The organism is Nocardia cerradoensis NBRC 101014 (assembly GCF_000308535.1).
In the GTDB taxonomy this organism is placed as follows: domain Bacteria; phylum Actinomycetota; class Actinomycetes; order Mycobacteriales; family Mycobacteriaceae; genus Nocardia; species Nocardia cerradoensis.
Map to the genome: position 1 here is coordinate 17,219 of NZ_BAFW01000388.1, position 13,125 is coordinate 30,343.

At 66.4% G+C, this 13,125-nt stretch carries 14 protein-coding genes and 1 tRNA gene; 7 read left to right on the forward strand and 8 right to left on the reverse strand.

The window, feature by feature from the left end:
• Positions 1 to 53 precede the first annotated feature (53 nt).
• Positions 54 to 890 carry a helix-turn-helix transcriptional regulator gene (locus tag ON23_RS35030; protein ID WP_039784158.1) on the forward strand — a complete coding sequence of 279 codons (837 nt, stop codon included), beginning with the start codon at positions 54 to 56 and terminating at the stop codon, positions 888 to 890.
• 68 nt (positions 891 to 958) lie between these two features.
• Positions 959 to 1,717, forward strand: coding sequence for a glucose 1-dehydrogenase (locus ON23_RS35035; protein ID WP_039784160.1), 759 nt, complete (start codon positions 959 to 961; stop codon positions 1,715 to 1,717).
• 273 nt (positions 1,718 to 1,990) lie between these two features.
• Here the strand turns inward: ON23_RS35035 and ON23_RS35040 are convergent, their stop codons facing one another.
• The 8 genes from ON23_RS35040 to ON23_RS35075 form a co-directional block, all read right to left on the reverse strand.
• Complete coding sequence (locus ON23_RS35040; RefSeq protein WP_051043779.1) at positions 1,991 to 2,356, reverse strand: hypothetical protein; 366 nt, start codon at positions 2,354 to 2,356, stop codon at positions 1,991 to 1,993.
• On the reverse strand, positions 2,343 to 2,786 hold the full coding sequence (locus ON23_RS35045) for a Zn-ribbon domain-containing OB-fold protein (RefSeq protein WP_051043780.1): 444 nt from the start codon (positions 2,784 to 2,786) through the stop codon (positions 2,343 to 2,345). The genes ON23_RS35040 and ON23_RS35045 overlap by 14 nt, the downstream gene beginning before the upstream one ends.
• Before the next feature lie 408 nt (positions 2,787 to 3,194).
• Positions 3,195 to 3,587: a type II toxin-antitoxin system VapC family toxin gene (locus tag ON23_RS35050; protein ID WP_051043781.1), complete on the reverse strand. Its 393-nt coding sequence runs from the start codon at positions 3,585 to 3,587 to the stop codon at positions 3,195 to 3,197.
• The gene (locus ON23_RS35055; RefSeq protein ID WP_157170387.1) at positions 3,584 to 3,853 is read right to left on the reverse strand and encodes an antitoxin; all 270 of its coding nucleotides are present in this window, start codon (positions 3,851 to 3,853) and stop codon (positions 3,584 to 3,586) included. The genes ON23_RS35050 and ON23_RS35055 overlap by 4 nt, the downstream gene beginning before the upstream one ends.
• A 116-nt stretch (positions 3,854 to 3,969) precedes the next feature.
• Positions 3,970 to 4,041: transfer RNA gene (locus tag ON23_RS35060), tRNA-Val, on the reverse strand.
• A 74-nt stretch (positions 4,042 to 4,115) separates the two neighbouring features.
• Entirely contained in the window at positions 4,116 to 4,580 is a 465-nt protein-coding gene (locus tag ON23_RS35065) for a peroxiredoxin (protein ID WP_039784164.1), read from the reverse strand.
• Positions 4,581 to 4,659: 79 nt separating this feature from the next.
• Positions 4,660 to 5,082 (reverse strand): DUF3052 domain-containing protein, encoded by a 423-nt coding sequence (locus ON23_RS35070; protein WP_030518770.1) that lies wholly within the window; start codon positions 5,080 to 5,082, stop codon positions 4,660 to 4,662.
• Positions 5,083 to 5,259: 177 nt separating this feature from the next.
• Entirely contained in the window at positions 5,260 to 5,817 is a 558-nt protein-coding gene (locus ON23_RS35075; protein ID WP_039784167.1) for an Rv2240c family protein, read from the reverse strand.
• A 238-nt stretch (positions 5,818 to 6,055) separates the two neighbouring features.
• Between ON23_RS35075 and aceE the strand changes: the two genes are divergently transcribed.
• From aceE to ON23_RS35100, 5 genes are all read left to right on the forward strand, one after another.
• Positions 6,056 to 8,980, forward strand: a complete 2,925-nt coding sequence (gene aceE, locus ON23_RS35080; protein WP_039784306.1) for a pyruvate dehydrogenase (acetyl-transferring), homodimeric type — start codon at positions 6,056 to 6,058, stop codon at positions 8,978 to 8,980.
• Positions 8,981 to 9,122: 142 nt separating this feature from the next.
• Positions 9,123 to 10,388, forward strand: a complete 1,266-nt coding sequence (locus tag ON23_RS35085; RefSeq protein ID WP_039784307.1) for a PucR family transcriptional regulator — start codon at positions 9,123 to 9,125, stop codon at positions 10,386 to 10,388.
• Between the two features lie 128 nt (positions 10,389 to 10,516).
• A complete protein-coding gene (locus tag ON23_RS35090; protein ID WP_036499807.1) occupies positions 10,517 to 11,431 on the forward strand; it encodes an ACP S-malonyltransferase in 915 nt (304 codons plus the stop codon).
• A 130-nt stretch (positions 11,432 to 11,561) separates the two neighbouring features.
• A complete protein-coding gene (acpM, locus tag ON23_RS35095; RefSeq protein ID WP_030518485.1) occupies positions 11,562 to 11,861 on the forward strand; it encodes a meromycolate extension acyl carrier protein AcpM in 300 nt (99 codons plus the stop codon).
• A gap of 10 nt (positions 11,862 to 11,871) precedes the next feature.
• Positions 11,872 to 13,122 (forward strand): KasA/KasB family beta-ketoacyl-ACP synthase, encoded by a 1,251-nt coding sequence (locus ON23_RS35100; protein WP_039784171.1) that lies wholly within the window; start codon positions 11,872 to 11,874, stop codon positions 13,120 to 13,122.
• The last annotated feature ends 3 nt before the right edge of the window (positions 13,123 to 13,125 follow it).

Below are 13,125 nucleotides of genomic sequence, written 5' to 3' on the forward strand. Positions count from 1 at the left end.
GCGCTCGGGGCGCCGTAGCGTCGCCGAGCCGGTGCGCGTTGTTACTGTTTCTCATGACCAACGACGCGCACCGGCGCAGGGAACAGCTGCGCGAATTCCTCCGCAGTCGCCGGGAACGGCTCACCCCCGCCGAGGTCGGGCTCGCGCCGTCCGGACGACGCCGCACACCGGGACTACGGCGCGAGGAGGTCGCACAGCTCGCCGGGGTCGGCGTGTCCTGGTACACCTGGCTCGAACAGGGGCGCGATATCACGGTGTCGGCCGACGTGCTCGACGCGGTCGCGAGAGCACTGCGATTGACCGATTGGGAGCACGCCCACCTGTATGTACTGGCGGGGATGAATCCGCCTCGGGCCGTGGGGAATCGGGACGCGCGGGTCACCGAGGAACTGCGACATCTGCTGACGGTGTGGTCGCCGCGGCCCGCGGTGCTGCGTGACCGGTACTGGAACATCCTGGCCGTCAACGACGGCGCGCGCACGGCCTTCGGCTACGACTGCGCCGACTACAACTGCCTCGTCTCGTTCTTCACCAACGCGAGCTACCGGGAGATGCATCTGCACTGGACCGCCGCCGCACCGGCGGTCGTCGCCGCCTATCGCGCCGACGCGGCGCAGGGCGAGCCCGAATTCGGCCGGGTGATCACCGAACTCTCCACGGTCAGTACCGAATTCGCCGAATTGTGGGCACGCCACGACGTGGGGGCCCCGACGCAGGCGGTACACGCCGTGCGCCATCCGGACGCGGGCGACCTGTACTTCGACACCACCACGCTGATCGTCGCGGACCATCCCGATCTGCATCTGGTGCTGTACAACCCGCGGCCGGGCACCGAGACCGAACAGCGGCTGGGCCTGCTGACGCCGGAACGGTCGGCCGCACCCGCATAGCCTGGTGGTGGTGATCCCACGTTGACCTCGCACTGGTTGTCCACGGCGTTCGTCGGCAGGCTTTCGGTATGACACACAACAGATTCGAGGGCAGGATCGCACTGGTCACCGGCGGTACGAGCGGTATGGGACTGGCCACCGCGCGGCGGTTGCGCGACGAGGGCGCGCGAGTGATCGTCACCGGACGCGACCCGGCACGGCTGGCCGCGGCCGCCGAGGAACTCGGACCGGAGGCGCTCGCGATCGCCGCCGACACGACCGATCTCGCCGCTCTCGATGCCCTGTTCGACACCATCCAGAACCGGTACGGCCGGTTGGACGTGCTCTTCGTGAACGCCGGCATCGGATTCTTCCCGCCGACCGACGCGGTGACCGAGGCCGATTTCGACCGGGTCGTCGGCGTCAACGTCAAAGGGGTGTTCTTCACGATCCAGAAGGCGATTCCGCTGCTGTCCACCGGCGCGGCCGTCGTGATCAATGCCTCGTGGGCACTGCACCGCGGCATGCCGTTCGGATCGCTGTACTCGGCCACCAAGGCCGCCGCGCACAATCTCGCGCGCACGCTCGCAGCGGAACTGGGCGGCAAGGGAATTCGAGTCAACTCGGTGAGCCCGGGATACATAGACACCCCGGCGCTGCGGTCCGAACTGCCCGCGGCCGCACAGAGCGCGGTGGCCGGCGATATCGTCGCCGGCCGGATCGGCTCGGCCGAGGACGTCGCGGCTGCGGTGGCATTCCTCGCCTCGGACGAGGCGTCGTACATCACCGGTCAGGACCTGCTCGTCGACGGAGGTCTGGTGGGCCTGGTTCCGGGAACAGCGACGTAATCGGCCCGCTCCCCCCGCCACTCCGGCCGAGCTCGCCCTGCCGGCGCGCTCGCGCACTGTAGGCACCCGGTGTCGTACCCATCGTCTGCGCGAAGGTACTGACGAACGCGCTGGTCGTCCCCCATCCACAGGCGAGCGCGGTATCGTCGTGACATCGGCGGCGACACCGATCCCCCGCAGCCCGGGCACCGCGCTCTCGACCCGATCCGCACTGCGGCCGTTCACCGCGACCCGAGCACCACTGCTCGCCGGCCCGTCACAGCGCTGTGGACCTCACGAAGCTCGATCGCTTTTCACGAAATCCGCCAATAGCGCGGGATCACGACTGGGATTCCAGGCGTAGTCCAGTGCTGCCAGCAGATGTTGCTTCAGCCCTCTGGTTTCCCGATTGTCCGTCCGGCCCGGAGCCAGCGCAGCCTGCAGCATCTGCAGGAACCGTCGTCTGGCGACGCCGAAACGCACCAGCAACTCGCTGGAGTCGGCACCGCCGAACGGCGCCCATTGAATGGCGAATACGACTATCGACCGCGCATGCGGATCGAGATAGCCGTCTCGCTCGAGAAGTCGGCATTGCTCCAGCGAGGTCCGGACCCATTCCTTGCTGTAGCACCGCGCGACGCGAGGTTCACCGCGCCGCATGGTCTCGTCCGCCGGACCCGGAGGAAGTCACCGATTCGCTGTGCCGGCGATCGGCACACACCACGAAGACCGGGAACCTGTCGTCTCGCGGACGCGGCTGGAAATGCACGCGCACCGGCCGATCCGCAAGCAACGGCACCTCCCCCTCCAGCGACGTGTAGACCCACGGCCCCTCATCGAGTTCGACGATCGCGACCGTCGACTGAGCCAGCACGCCACCCGCACCGGCACGTTCCACCACCCGCCACGACACGATCGAACCCGCACCGGACGACGGCACCCGTTCCAGCGCATCCGACGCACACGAGGAACACCCCGCCGTCAGCGGCGCGAACAACTTGTCACATTTCGCGCATCGCCGAATCATCAAGACCTCTTCCGAGGCCGTCGTGCCGGTATGAGACCTGTGCCGAAGCGTGGGTGCAGACATCGAATCCTCCGCAACGTGACCGATAGAACGCACTCCAGCCTCGTCACCGACGGGCACCACCGCGACGGTAGAACTACCCGTGCGTATACCTATTTCTCGCCGAAGATTTGTCGAGTGACATTCCCGTCCCCGTTGTAACAGCTATTGGACACACCGAAACCTGTCTGAGGGCTTCAGCACGCAAAACGGACGGCACCCGATTCGAAACTCTCGGAGTTGCCGGTGCAGCATCGAAGGACCTACAGTCCGGACTGCCTCCCGGCACCTATCAACTGTCAGGGTTCTGCGGCTCCAGCTACACATCCCCAGACCAGGTGAAGGGTGAAGACTTCAGCGTGACCGTCGGTCCCAGCCAGCCATCGACTGGATCATTCGGATCCTGACTGAGGCCTGTGAGGCCGCACAGGTTCACCCGGATGCACCCATCACTTCCACTCCGTGAATCCGCGCAGCCTTCTGCATCCCGTCGTCCAGAGTCATCAATGGATAGGCGAGACGCTGAGCCAACGCGATATACCCGGCGTCCGCGTAGGTGGCGTTGTCGATCATCCCGACAGCGGTGACCGAATCCACCGGCTCGCGGATTCGCTCCACGGGATGAGTGCTGAACGCAGCAATCAGTTCACGCGCCTGATCGAACTCGAGTTCACCACGGCGAGCCAGACGAATGAGCGCGGAGCCCACTTCGAAGTCGACATGTGGCGGGGAGACACATCCAGCGATGCGAATTCGGTCCGCATAGCCCGACGGCAGTACCCCTCGCAACAGGTCGACCCACACCGAGGCATCGACGACGATCACTCGTCCCCCCGGTCGTAATCGTCCCGAACCTCCCGCACCACTTCGGCACCGGATGTCGTTGCGCGGCCGGTGATCCCGATCCGCTGCTGCGTCTGCCGCAACTTCTCGTCCCACGTAGCAATGGCTCGCCGCTGCAACTCTCGCCTGACGTCGGCAGCCATCAAGTCGCGCAGGTACGCCGACACCGACTTGTGCTCTGCTCTGGCCTTCTCCGCGATCACCTCAGCGACGTCATCAGGCACGTCGCGCACTTGAACTGTCGCCACAGCCGCACCTCCATCTACATGCACTAGTTCATGCACATGATAGCCTGCACAGCGGATAGAGACCGGGAGAGCATGAAAAAGCCTCTGACCTGAGTTGTCAGATCAGAGGCCGGTAATGGGCGCAGAGGGGTTCGAACCCCCGACCGCTGGTGTGTAAAACCAGTGCTCTACCACTGAGCTATACGCCCGGACTTCACCGGCCGGGCGGCGGTGAAGATGGTGTGCTGCGCGGGGCCGGGTGTCCGGGTCCGTGCGCGGCGGTTCATGAATCTAGTGCAGTGAGCGCTTTCTCCCAAGCCGCCTGGTCACGGGGCTCTCCGGGGCCGTTCATTTCGGCGAAACGGATGATTCCGTCCTTGTCCACGACGAAGGTGCCGCGGTTCGGGAAGCCGGTTCTGTCGTTGAAGACACCGTAGGCCTGGGTGACGGCGCCGTGCGGCCAGAAGTCCGACAGCAGCGGGAAGGTGTAGCCCTGCTCGGCCGCCCAGATCTTGTGGGTGGGCGGGGGGCCGACGGAGATGGCGAGGATCTCGGCGTTGTCGTTCTGGAACTTGGGCAGTTCGTCGCGCACCTTGCACAGCTCACCCTGGCAGATGCCGGTGAACGCCAACGGATAGAAGACGATCAGGACGTTCTTATGGCCCCGGTAATCGGCGAGGCTCACATCCTGGTTGTTCTGATCCTTCAGCGTGAAATCCGGTGCGGCCGTACCCACTTCGAGCGGCATGCGCAGTCCTCCTGTCTTCGACGGCGGGCTGTTCCGGTACTCGGCGGCCGCCCGTGCGAAACAATAGTCACGCGGTGGGTCAGCGCTGCTTCGAGGGCGTCTTGGGCTGCATCAGCTTGGTGCCGGTCCAGGTGCCGAGGCTGACCGGTGTGGTCGACGTCAACCCCGCGGTGGGGGCGGATTCGGCGATCTCGCTGGGATCGACATGCCCGGGCTGGCCGGTCTTGGGGGTGAGTACCCACACGACACCGTCCTCGGCGAGCGGACCGATGGCATCCATCAGTTCGTCGACCAGGTCGCCGTCTCCGTCGCGCCACCACAGCAGTACGACATCGATCACCTCGTCGGTGTCCTCGTCGAGTAGTTCGGAGCCGATCGCGTCCTCGACAGACGCCCTCAACTCGTCTGCGGTGTCCTCGTCCCAGCCCAACTCCTGAACCGCCATGCCGTGGGCAATGCCAAGCTTCTGAGCGTAGTTCTGCGCGTCCGCCGCGGCGACCACGGTGGTGTCCTCCTCAACTCCCGACAACAGATAGTTGCAAGCGAACATGGTTATCGGCCGCAACGCAAGCCGATCCGCCCAAATAACCTCCGAAATGTCGCGGATGCATGCCCCGGGGCGAAGCGTGCAGAGGCGGTTCGCAACGCCCTGAGCGGCCCCGGGACATCCGTTTCCCGGCTATCGCGCCGGGCATGCGGTACGCACCGCGTTCAGCGCGTCGTTGACTCGCTTACTGGCGTCGTTGAGCGTGCCGACGGGCGACGTGTAGGTCATCTTGCGGGATTCGCCGGCCAATCCGCGGGCGGCGTTCACATAGTCGGTGAACTTCTGCGCGAGATCCGCGGGTAACGCGTCGCCGGCGGCGGTGACCCGTCCCTCCACGGTCCGCGCGGCGTCCTCGAGGGTCTGGGCGGCGGCATCGCGCTTGGCGTCCTGGTCGGGGGCGTTCGCATCGTGCGCGTCGACGAAGTCGTTGTACTTCGTCACCGCGGCGCCGGTGGTCTCACGGAAGGGTGTGCAGTTGTCGGCGACGGCTTTCGTCTGTGCGGCAGCCTTTTTCGACGAGGTGGCCGCGGCCGAGGACGATGCCATCTCGGTGCGGAACGCGGCCGCGTCCGCCTGGTTCACCGTCGCGGTACCGTGGACAGCGGTAGAGCATCCTGCCACCACCAGTCCGGTGCCGACCGCCAAGGTCGCGCACATCAGTCCGAACCCACGTGGGTTCAGCAGTTTCATCGTCCTCCCCGCTTCTCGAGCAGTCGAAAGAATGTTCTGTGGCGAGCTTCGCTGCAACGAGCGTCACAGCCTAGCGAACGGTACTGGATTTACGGCTGACATGATGACCTGGGACGCATCATCGACAAGGATGTGAGGTGCGCCCCAAACCGTGAGCGACGGACGGCCCGCACACCAGCGGTGCTGCCCGGGGTTAGAGCCATCAGCTTGTCCACCCCCTGTACGAGGAGCATTGATTTTGACCGACCTGATGCACCCGATTTCGTCAAGTTCTGCATCCGACCCCGAGCCGACGAGCAGCAACGGTTCCGCCGATCACCAGTCGGCGCCCGCCCGCCCGGCCGGTGCGCGGGTGCGTGTGATCCGCGAGGGGGTGGCGTCATATCTACCGGACATCGACCCGGAGGAGACGAGCGAGTGGCTCGATTCCTTCGACGAGATGCTCGAGCGCGAAGGCCCCGGCCGCGCGCGCTATCTGATGCTGCGCCTGCTCGAGCGCGCCGGTGAACGTCACGTCACCATTCCGTCGTTGACCTCCACCGATTACGTCAACACCATCCCCACCGAGAACGAGCCGTGGTTCCCCGGCGACGAGGAGGTCGAGCGCCGCTACCGCGCCTGGATCCGCTGGAACGCCGCGGTCATGGTGCATCGCGCGCAGCGGCCGGGAATCGGTGTGGGCGGCCATATTTCGACCTACGCGTCGTCCGCGGCGCTGTACGAGGTCGGCTTCAACCACTTCTTCCGCGGTAAGGACCATCCCGGCGGCGGAGATCAGATCTTCATCCAGGGCCACGCCTCCCCCGGCGTCTACGCGCGCGCCTTCCTCGAGGGCCGCCTGACCGAGGATCAGCTCGACGGTTTCCGCCAGGAATACAGCCACGGCGGTCCGGGCCACGGCTTGTCGTCGTATCCGCACCCGCGACTGATGCCCGATTTCTGGGAATTCCCCACGGTCTCCATGGGCTTGGGTCCGATGAACGCCATCTACCAGGCGCGCTTCAACCATTACCTGCACGATCGCGGGATCAAGGACACCTCCGATCAGCACGTGTGGGCCTTCCTCGGCGACGGCGAGATGGACGAACCCGAATCGCGCGGTCTGCTGCAGGTCGCGGCGCTGGAGGGGCTGGACAACCTGACCTTCGTCATCAACTGCAATCTGCAGCGGCTCGACGGCCCGGTCCGCGGTAACGGCAAGATCATCCAGGAGCTGGAGTCGTTCTTCCGCGGCGCCGGCTGGAACGTCATCAAGGTGATCTGGGGCCGGGAATGGGACGCGCTGCTGGGCGCCGACCGCGACGGGGCGCTGGTCAATCTGATGAACTCGACCCCGGACGGCGACTACCAGACCTACAAGGCCAACGACGGCGCCTACGTGCGCGAGCACTTCTTCGGCCGCGATCCGCGCACCAAGGATCTGGTGAAGGACCTGACCGATCAACAGGTCTGGAACCTCAAGCGCGGTGGCCACGACTACCGCAAGATCTACGCGGCCTATGCGGCGGCGCTGGCGCATCAGGGCAAGCCGACGGTGATCCTGGCCAAGACCATCAAGGGTTACGGCCTGGGTAAGCACTTCGAGGCGCGCAACGCGACGCACCAGATGAAGAAGATGACGCTCGACGATCTGAAGGCGTTCCGCGACGTGCAGCGCATTCCGATCACCGACGCCCAGCTCGAGGCCGATCCGTATCTGCCCCCCTACTACCACCCGGGCATGGATTCGCACGAGATCGGCTACATGCTGGACCGGCGTCGCGCTCTCGGCGGCTTCCTGCCCGAACGGCGTTCGACGGCAAAGCCTTTGCCGTTGCCCGGCGACGCGCCCTATGCCTCGGTACGCAAGGGTTCGGGCAAGCAGAACGTCGCGACCACGATGGCGTTCGTGCGGCTGATGAAGGAACTGTTGCGCGACAAGGAGATCGGCAAGCGCATCGTGCCGATCATCCCGGACGAGGCCCGCACCTTCGGTATGGACTCGTGGTTCCCCTCGTTGAAGATCTACAACCGCAACGGGCAGCTGTACACGTCCGTCGACGCGGAATTGATGCTGGCCTACAAGGAAAGCCAAGTCGGCCAGATCCTGCACGAGGGCATCAACGAGGCGGGATCGACCGCATCGTTCACCGCGGCCGGCACGTCGTACGCCACCCATGGCGAGCCGATGATCCCGCTCTACATCTTCTATTCGATGTTCGGGTTCCAGCGCACCGGCGACGGCCTCTGGGCGGCCGCCGACCAGCTGGCTCGCGGCTTCGTCCTCGGCGCGACCGCCGGGCGCACCACGCTGACCGGTGAGGGTTTGCAGCACAACGACGGCCATTCGCTGCTGCTGGCCTCGACCAATCCGGCGGTGGTCTCCTACGATCCGGCGTTCGCCTTCGAGATCGCTCATATCGTGCGCGACGGCCTGCGCCGGATGTACGGGGGCGGACGGCCGCAGCTCGGGCCGGGCGGAACGCCGGCCTCGGAGGTGCCCGGTACCCATCCGGTCATGAAGGACGACGTCTTCGGCGGCGAGAACGTCTTCTACTACATCACCCTCTACAACGAGCCGTATCAGCAGCCGGCCGAGCCGGACGACCTCGACGTCGAGGGCCTGCTCAAGGGCATCTACCGCTACCGCCGGGGCGGTGACGGTGACGTGCGCGCCCAGATATTGGTCGCGGGTGTCACGGTGCCCGACGGGCTGCGCGCGCAGGAGCTGCTGGCGCAGGACTGGGGTGTGCAGGCGGACGTCTGGTCGGTGACCTCGTGGAGCGAGCTGCGCCGGGAGGCGCTGGCCAAGGAGATCCACACGCTGCGCCATCCGGACGCCGGAACCGATGCGCCGTACGTGACGCGGGTGCTGTCGCAGGCTCAGGGACCGTTCGTGGCGGCCTCCGACTGGATGCGCGCGGTGCCGGACCAGATCCGCAAGTGGGTCCCCGGCGACTACACCACGCTGGGCACCGACGGATTCGGGTTCTCCGACACCCGGCAGGCGGCGCGGCGGGTGTTCAACGTCGACGCCGAATCCATCGCCCTGGCGGCGCTGGAGGCCCTGGGACGCACCGGCGGTATCGATCCGGCAGTCGTCGCGCAGGCCGCGGCCCGCTACCGCATCGACGACGTCGACGCCGCACCGAAATCGATGAGCAGCGAAGAACAGCTCGCGTGACCGGTCCGGTAGGGGCGCGAATCGCGCCCCTACCGGGGGGTTGCGGAGACCGACCAGCGCGATGACGGAATATTGAACAGTGGAACGTAAACCGCCGCGGCCTCGCCGGGTTTCCGAGGGGTCGTCCGAGCACGAGGTCTATCTGCCGACCGGGGCCCTGTCACCCAATCGGCAAACCCGCGATCCGCTGCCGGACACCCTGCTGAAACGGGTGAAGCAGTTCTCCGGGCGGCTGTCCACCGAGGCGATCGCCTCGATGGAGGACCGGCTACCGTTCTTCGGCGACCTGGACGCCGCCCAGCGCGCCGGCGTGCAGATGCTGGTGCAGACCGCGGTGGTCAATTTCCTGGAGTGGTTGCAGGATCCGGAAAGCGATATTCGGTTCAGCCTCGACGCGTTCCAGGTGATCCCACAGGATTTGGCCCGGCGACTGACCCTGCGTCAGACCGTCGACATGGTCCGCGTCGCGATGGAGTTCTTCGAGCAGTGGCTGCCGGCGCTGGCCCGCAACGACCGCCAGCTGGTGGCGCTCACCGAGGCGGTACTGCGCTACGGCCGCGAACTCGGTTTCGCCGCGGCCTCGGTCTACGCCTCGGCGGCCGAATCCCGCGGCGCCTGGGACACCCGGCTGGAGGCGCTGGTCGTCGACGCCGTGGTGCGCGGCGACACCGGCGCCGAAATGCTCTCGCGCGCGGCCACATTGAACTGGGACGCCACGGCCGCGGCGACGGTGCTGGTCGGCACGCCGCCGAAAGATCAAGTGGCCGTGGCGGGTTCGGTGCACGTCATCGCCGCCCGGCACGGCCGCGCGGCGCTGGCCGTCGTGCAGGGTTCGCGGCTGGTGATGGTGGTCAGCGGCAATCTCGGTGATACCGGCTACCCCTCGCCGTTCCTGATGGACCTGCTGGCCGAAGCGTTTTCCGACGGTCCCGTGGTGATCGGCCCGACCATGCGCACACTGTCCGCGGCCCACGTCAGCGCCGTGGAGGCGATGGCCGGAATGGAGGCCGTGGTGGGCTGGCGGGCGGCGCCGCGACCGGTACACGCCTCCGAACTTCTGCCTGAGCGAGCACTGCTCGGCGATCGGGCTGCGGTCGACGCTCTCAACGAGTATCTTGTGCTACCGTTGGCCGCCGCCGGGTCGGCCTTGTCGGACACCCTCGACGCCTACCTCGATTGCGGTGGAGCCGTCGAGACATGTGCCCGGCAGCTGTTCGTTCATCCAAATACGGTCCGCTATCGACTCAAGCGCATCGCCGAGGTCACGGGCCGGGATCCGATGAATCCTCGCGACGCCTATGTGCTCCGCATCGCGGCAACAGTAGGTCGTTTGACACGAACCCGTAACGAATCGTCAACACCTGCCCCAGAAGACTCGCCGGCAACTTTCTACGAAGATCGCCTGTAACGGACATCGGGGCGCTGTCGATCGCGACCACCCACGTGCCGTTTTGTGGGGTCCACACAAAAGCGTCGCTCAAACATCATCGGCGCCGACATCTCCACAGACCCCCCTCACGGTGTTTTGTTAGAGGCGTGATCGCGTTGTTCGCCCCTGGACAGGGCTCTCAGACACCCGGCATGCTCGCGCCATGGCTCGATCTTCCCGGCGCGCGTGACCGCCTCGAACTGTGGTCCAAGGCCTCCGGCCTGGATCTGCTCCGCCTCGGCACCACTGCCACCGCGGAGGAGATCACCGATACCGCGGTGACCCAGCCGCTGGTCGTCGCCGCCGCGCTGCTGGCTTTCGCCGAGATTCCGCACGAAGCGGTTCCGGCGGATACCATCGTCGCCGGACATTCGGTCGGCGAGCTCGCCGCCGCAGCCGTCGCCGGCGTCGTCTCCCCCGATGACGCGGTGAAACTGGCCGCGATCCGCGGTGCGGAGATGGCGAAGGCGTGCGCGCTGGTCCCGACCGGCATGTCCGCCGTGCTCGGTGGCGACGAAGCCGCCGTGCTCGACCGGCTCGCCGAGCTCGACCTGGTCCCGGCCAACCGCAACGCGGTCGGCCAGATCGTGGCGGCAGGCCGGCTGGATGCGCTGGCGGAACTGGCCGCGAACCCGCCGGAGAAGGCGCGGATTCGCGCGCTGCCCGTCGCCGGGGCCTTCCACACCGCGTTCATGGCACCCGCCCAGGACGCCGTGGCCGAAGCCATCTCCCAGATGGTTCCGGGTGAGCCGACCCGTACCCTGCTGTCGAACTACGACGGCAAGCCGGTCGACTCGGGCTCCGACGCCATCGAGAAGCTGGCGGCACAGGTGACCCGGCCCGTCCGGTGGGATCTGTGCACCGAAACCGTTCGCGCGGCAGGGGTTTCCGCGGTGGCCGAGTTGCCGCCGGCCGGAACCCTGGTCGGCATCGCCAAGCGGGAGCTCAAGGGCACCCCGAATCTGGCGCTGAAGACCCCCGAGAACATCCCCGCGTTTGTCGAGCTCTCGGCAACCGGCTAGCTTTCCTCGCGGCTCGCAGTGACGCGACCGTGAGCGAGCAGGACGAAACATTCGTCCACCTCGTACCGAAGAAATAATCGGACCTCCGATTCACGTCGGACCAACGAAGGAACAAGAAGGGAGCCACCAAGTGGCCGCTCTGACCCAGGAACAGATCGTCGAAGAGCTCGGCAAGATCATCGAAGAGGTGACCGGCATCGAGCCCTCCGAGGTGACGATCGAGAAGTCTTTCGTCGATGACCTGGACATCGACTCGCTGTCGATGGTCGAGATCGCCGTGCAGACCGAGGACAAGTACGGCGTGAAGATCCCCGACGAGGATCTCGCCAGCCTCAAGACCGTGGGTGACGCCGTCTCCTACATCCAGAAGCTCGAGGCCGAGAACTCCGACGCGGCCGCCGAGCTCAAGGCCAAGTTCGACGCCCAGTAAGGCCGACACCGTGACCACTCCTTCCACTTTGAACGGGAACTTCCCGAACGTCGTCGTCACCAGCTTGGCGGCGACCACGTCGATCGCGGGTGACGTCGATGCGACGTGGAAGGGACTCCTCAACGGCGAGAGCGGCATCGACGTTCTCGAGGATTCCTTCATCGAGGAATACGACCTGCCGGTTCGCATCGGCGGCCACCTGAAGGTTTCGCCGGACACCCTGCTCAGCCGAGTCGAGATCCGCCGCATGGCCTATGTCGAGCGGCTGGCGATGGTGCTGGGGCGTGAGGTGTGGAAGAACGCCGGCAGCCCCGAGGTCGATCCCGAGCGCCTGGCCGTGGCGATCGGCACCGGCCTCGGCGGCGGCGACGCGCTCATCGACTCGGTGGACAAGCTGAAGAACGGCGGCTACCGCAAGATCTCGCCGCTGGCCGTTCAGATGGTCATGCCGAACGGGCCGTCCGCTGTCGTGGGCCTCGAATTGGGGGCCAAGGCGGGAGTGGTCACCCCGGTCTCGGCATGTTCGTCGGGATCCGAGGGCATCGCCAACGCGTGGCGGATGATCGTCATGGGCGACGCCGACATGGTCGTCACCGGCGGTGTCGAGGGCTACATCTCCGACGTGCCGATCGCCGCGTTCTCCATGATGCGCGCGATGAGCACCCGCAACGACGACCCCAAGGGCGCGTCGCGGCCGTTCGACAAGGATCGTGACGGCTTCGTCTTCGGCGAGGCCGGTGCGCTGATGGTCGTGGAGACCGAAGAGCACGCCAAGGCGCGCGGGGCCACCATCCACGCTCGCCTGCTGGGTGCCGGCATCACTTCCGACGGCTTCCATCTGGTCGCCCCGGATCCCACGGGTGCCGGCGCGGCGCGCGCCATGGAGCGCGCCATGCAGACCGCCGGACTGTCGAAGTCCGACATCACGCACATCAACGCGCACGCGACCGCCACCCCGATCGGGGACACCGCGGAAGCGAACGCGATCCACAAGGCCGTGGGCAAGCACGCCTCGGTCTACGCGCCCAAGTCCGCCCTGGGCCACTCGATCGGCGCTGTGGGCGCCCTCGAGTCGGTACTCACAGTGCTCAGCATTCGCGACGGCATCGTTCCGCCCACGCTGAACCTGGAGAACCAGGACCCGGAGATCGACCTGGATGTCGTGCACGGTGAGGCCCGTCGCCAGGACATCGAGTACGCGATCAACAACTCGTTCGGTTTCGGCGGCCACAACGTGGCGCTCGCCTTCGGACGGTACTGATCC

Bases quoted from the DNA above. Each gene is read 5' to 3' on its own strand.
- ON23_RS35030 (WP_039784158.1), top strand. From the start codon at position 54: ATGACCAACGACGCGCACCGGCGCAGGGAACAGCTGCGCGAATTCCTC.
- ON23_RS35035 (WP_039784160.1), top strand. From the start codon at position 959: ATGACACACAACAGATTCGAGGGCAGGATCGCACTGGTCACCGGCGGT.
- ON23_RS35040 (WP_051043779.1), bottom strand. From the start codon at position 2,356: ATGCGGCGCGGTGAACCTCGCGTCGCGCGGTGCTACAGCAAGGAATGG.
- ON23_RS35045 (WP_051043780.1), bottom strand. From the start codon at position 2,786: ATGTCTGCACCCACGCTTCGGCACAGGTCTCATACCGGCACGACGGCC.
- ON23_RS35065 (WP_039784164.1), bottom strand. From the start codon at position 4,580: ATGCCGCTCGAAGTGGGTACGGCCGCACCGGATTTCACGCTGAAGGAT.
- ON23_RS35075 (WP_039784167.1), bottom strand. From the start codon at position 5,817: ATGAAACTGCTGAACCCACGTGGGTTCGGACTGATGTGCGCGACCTTG.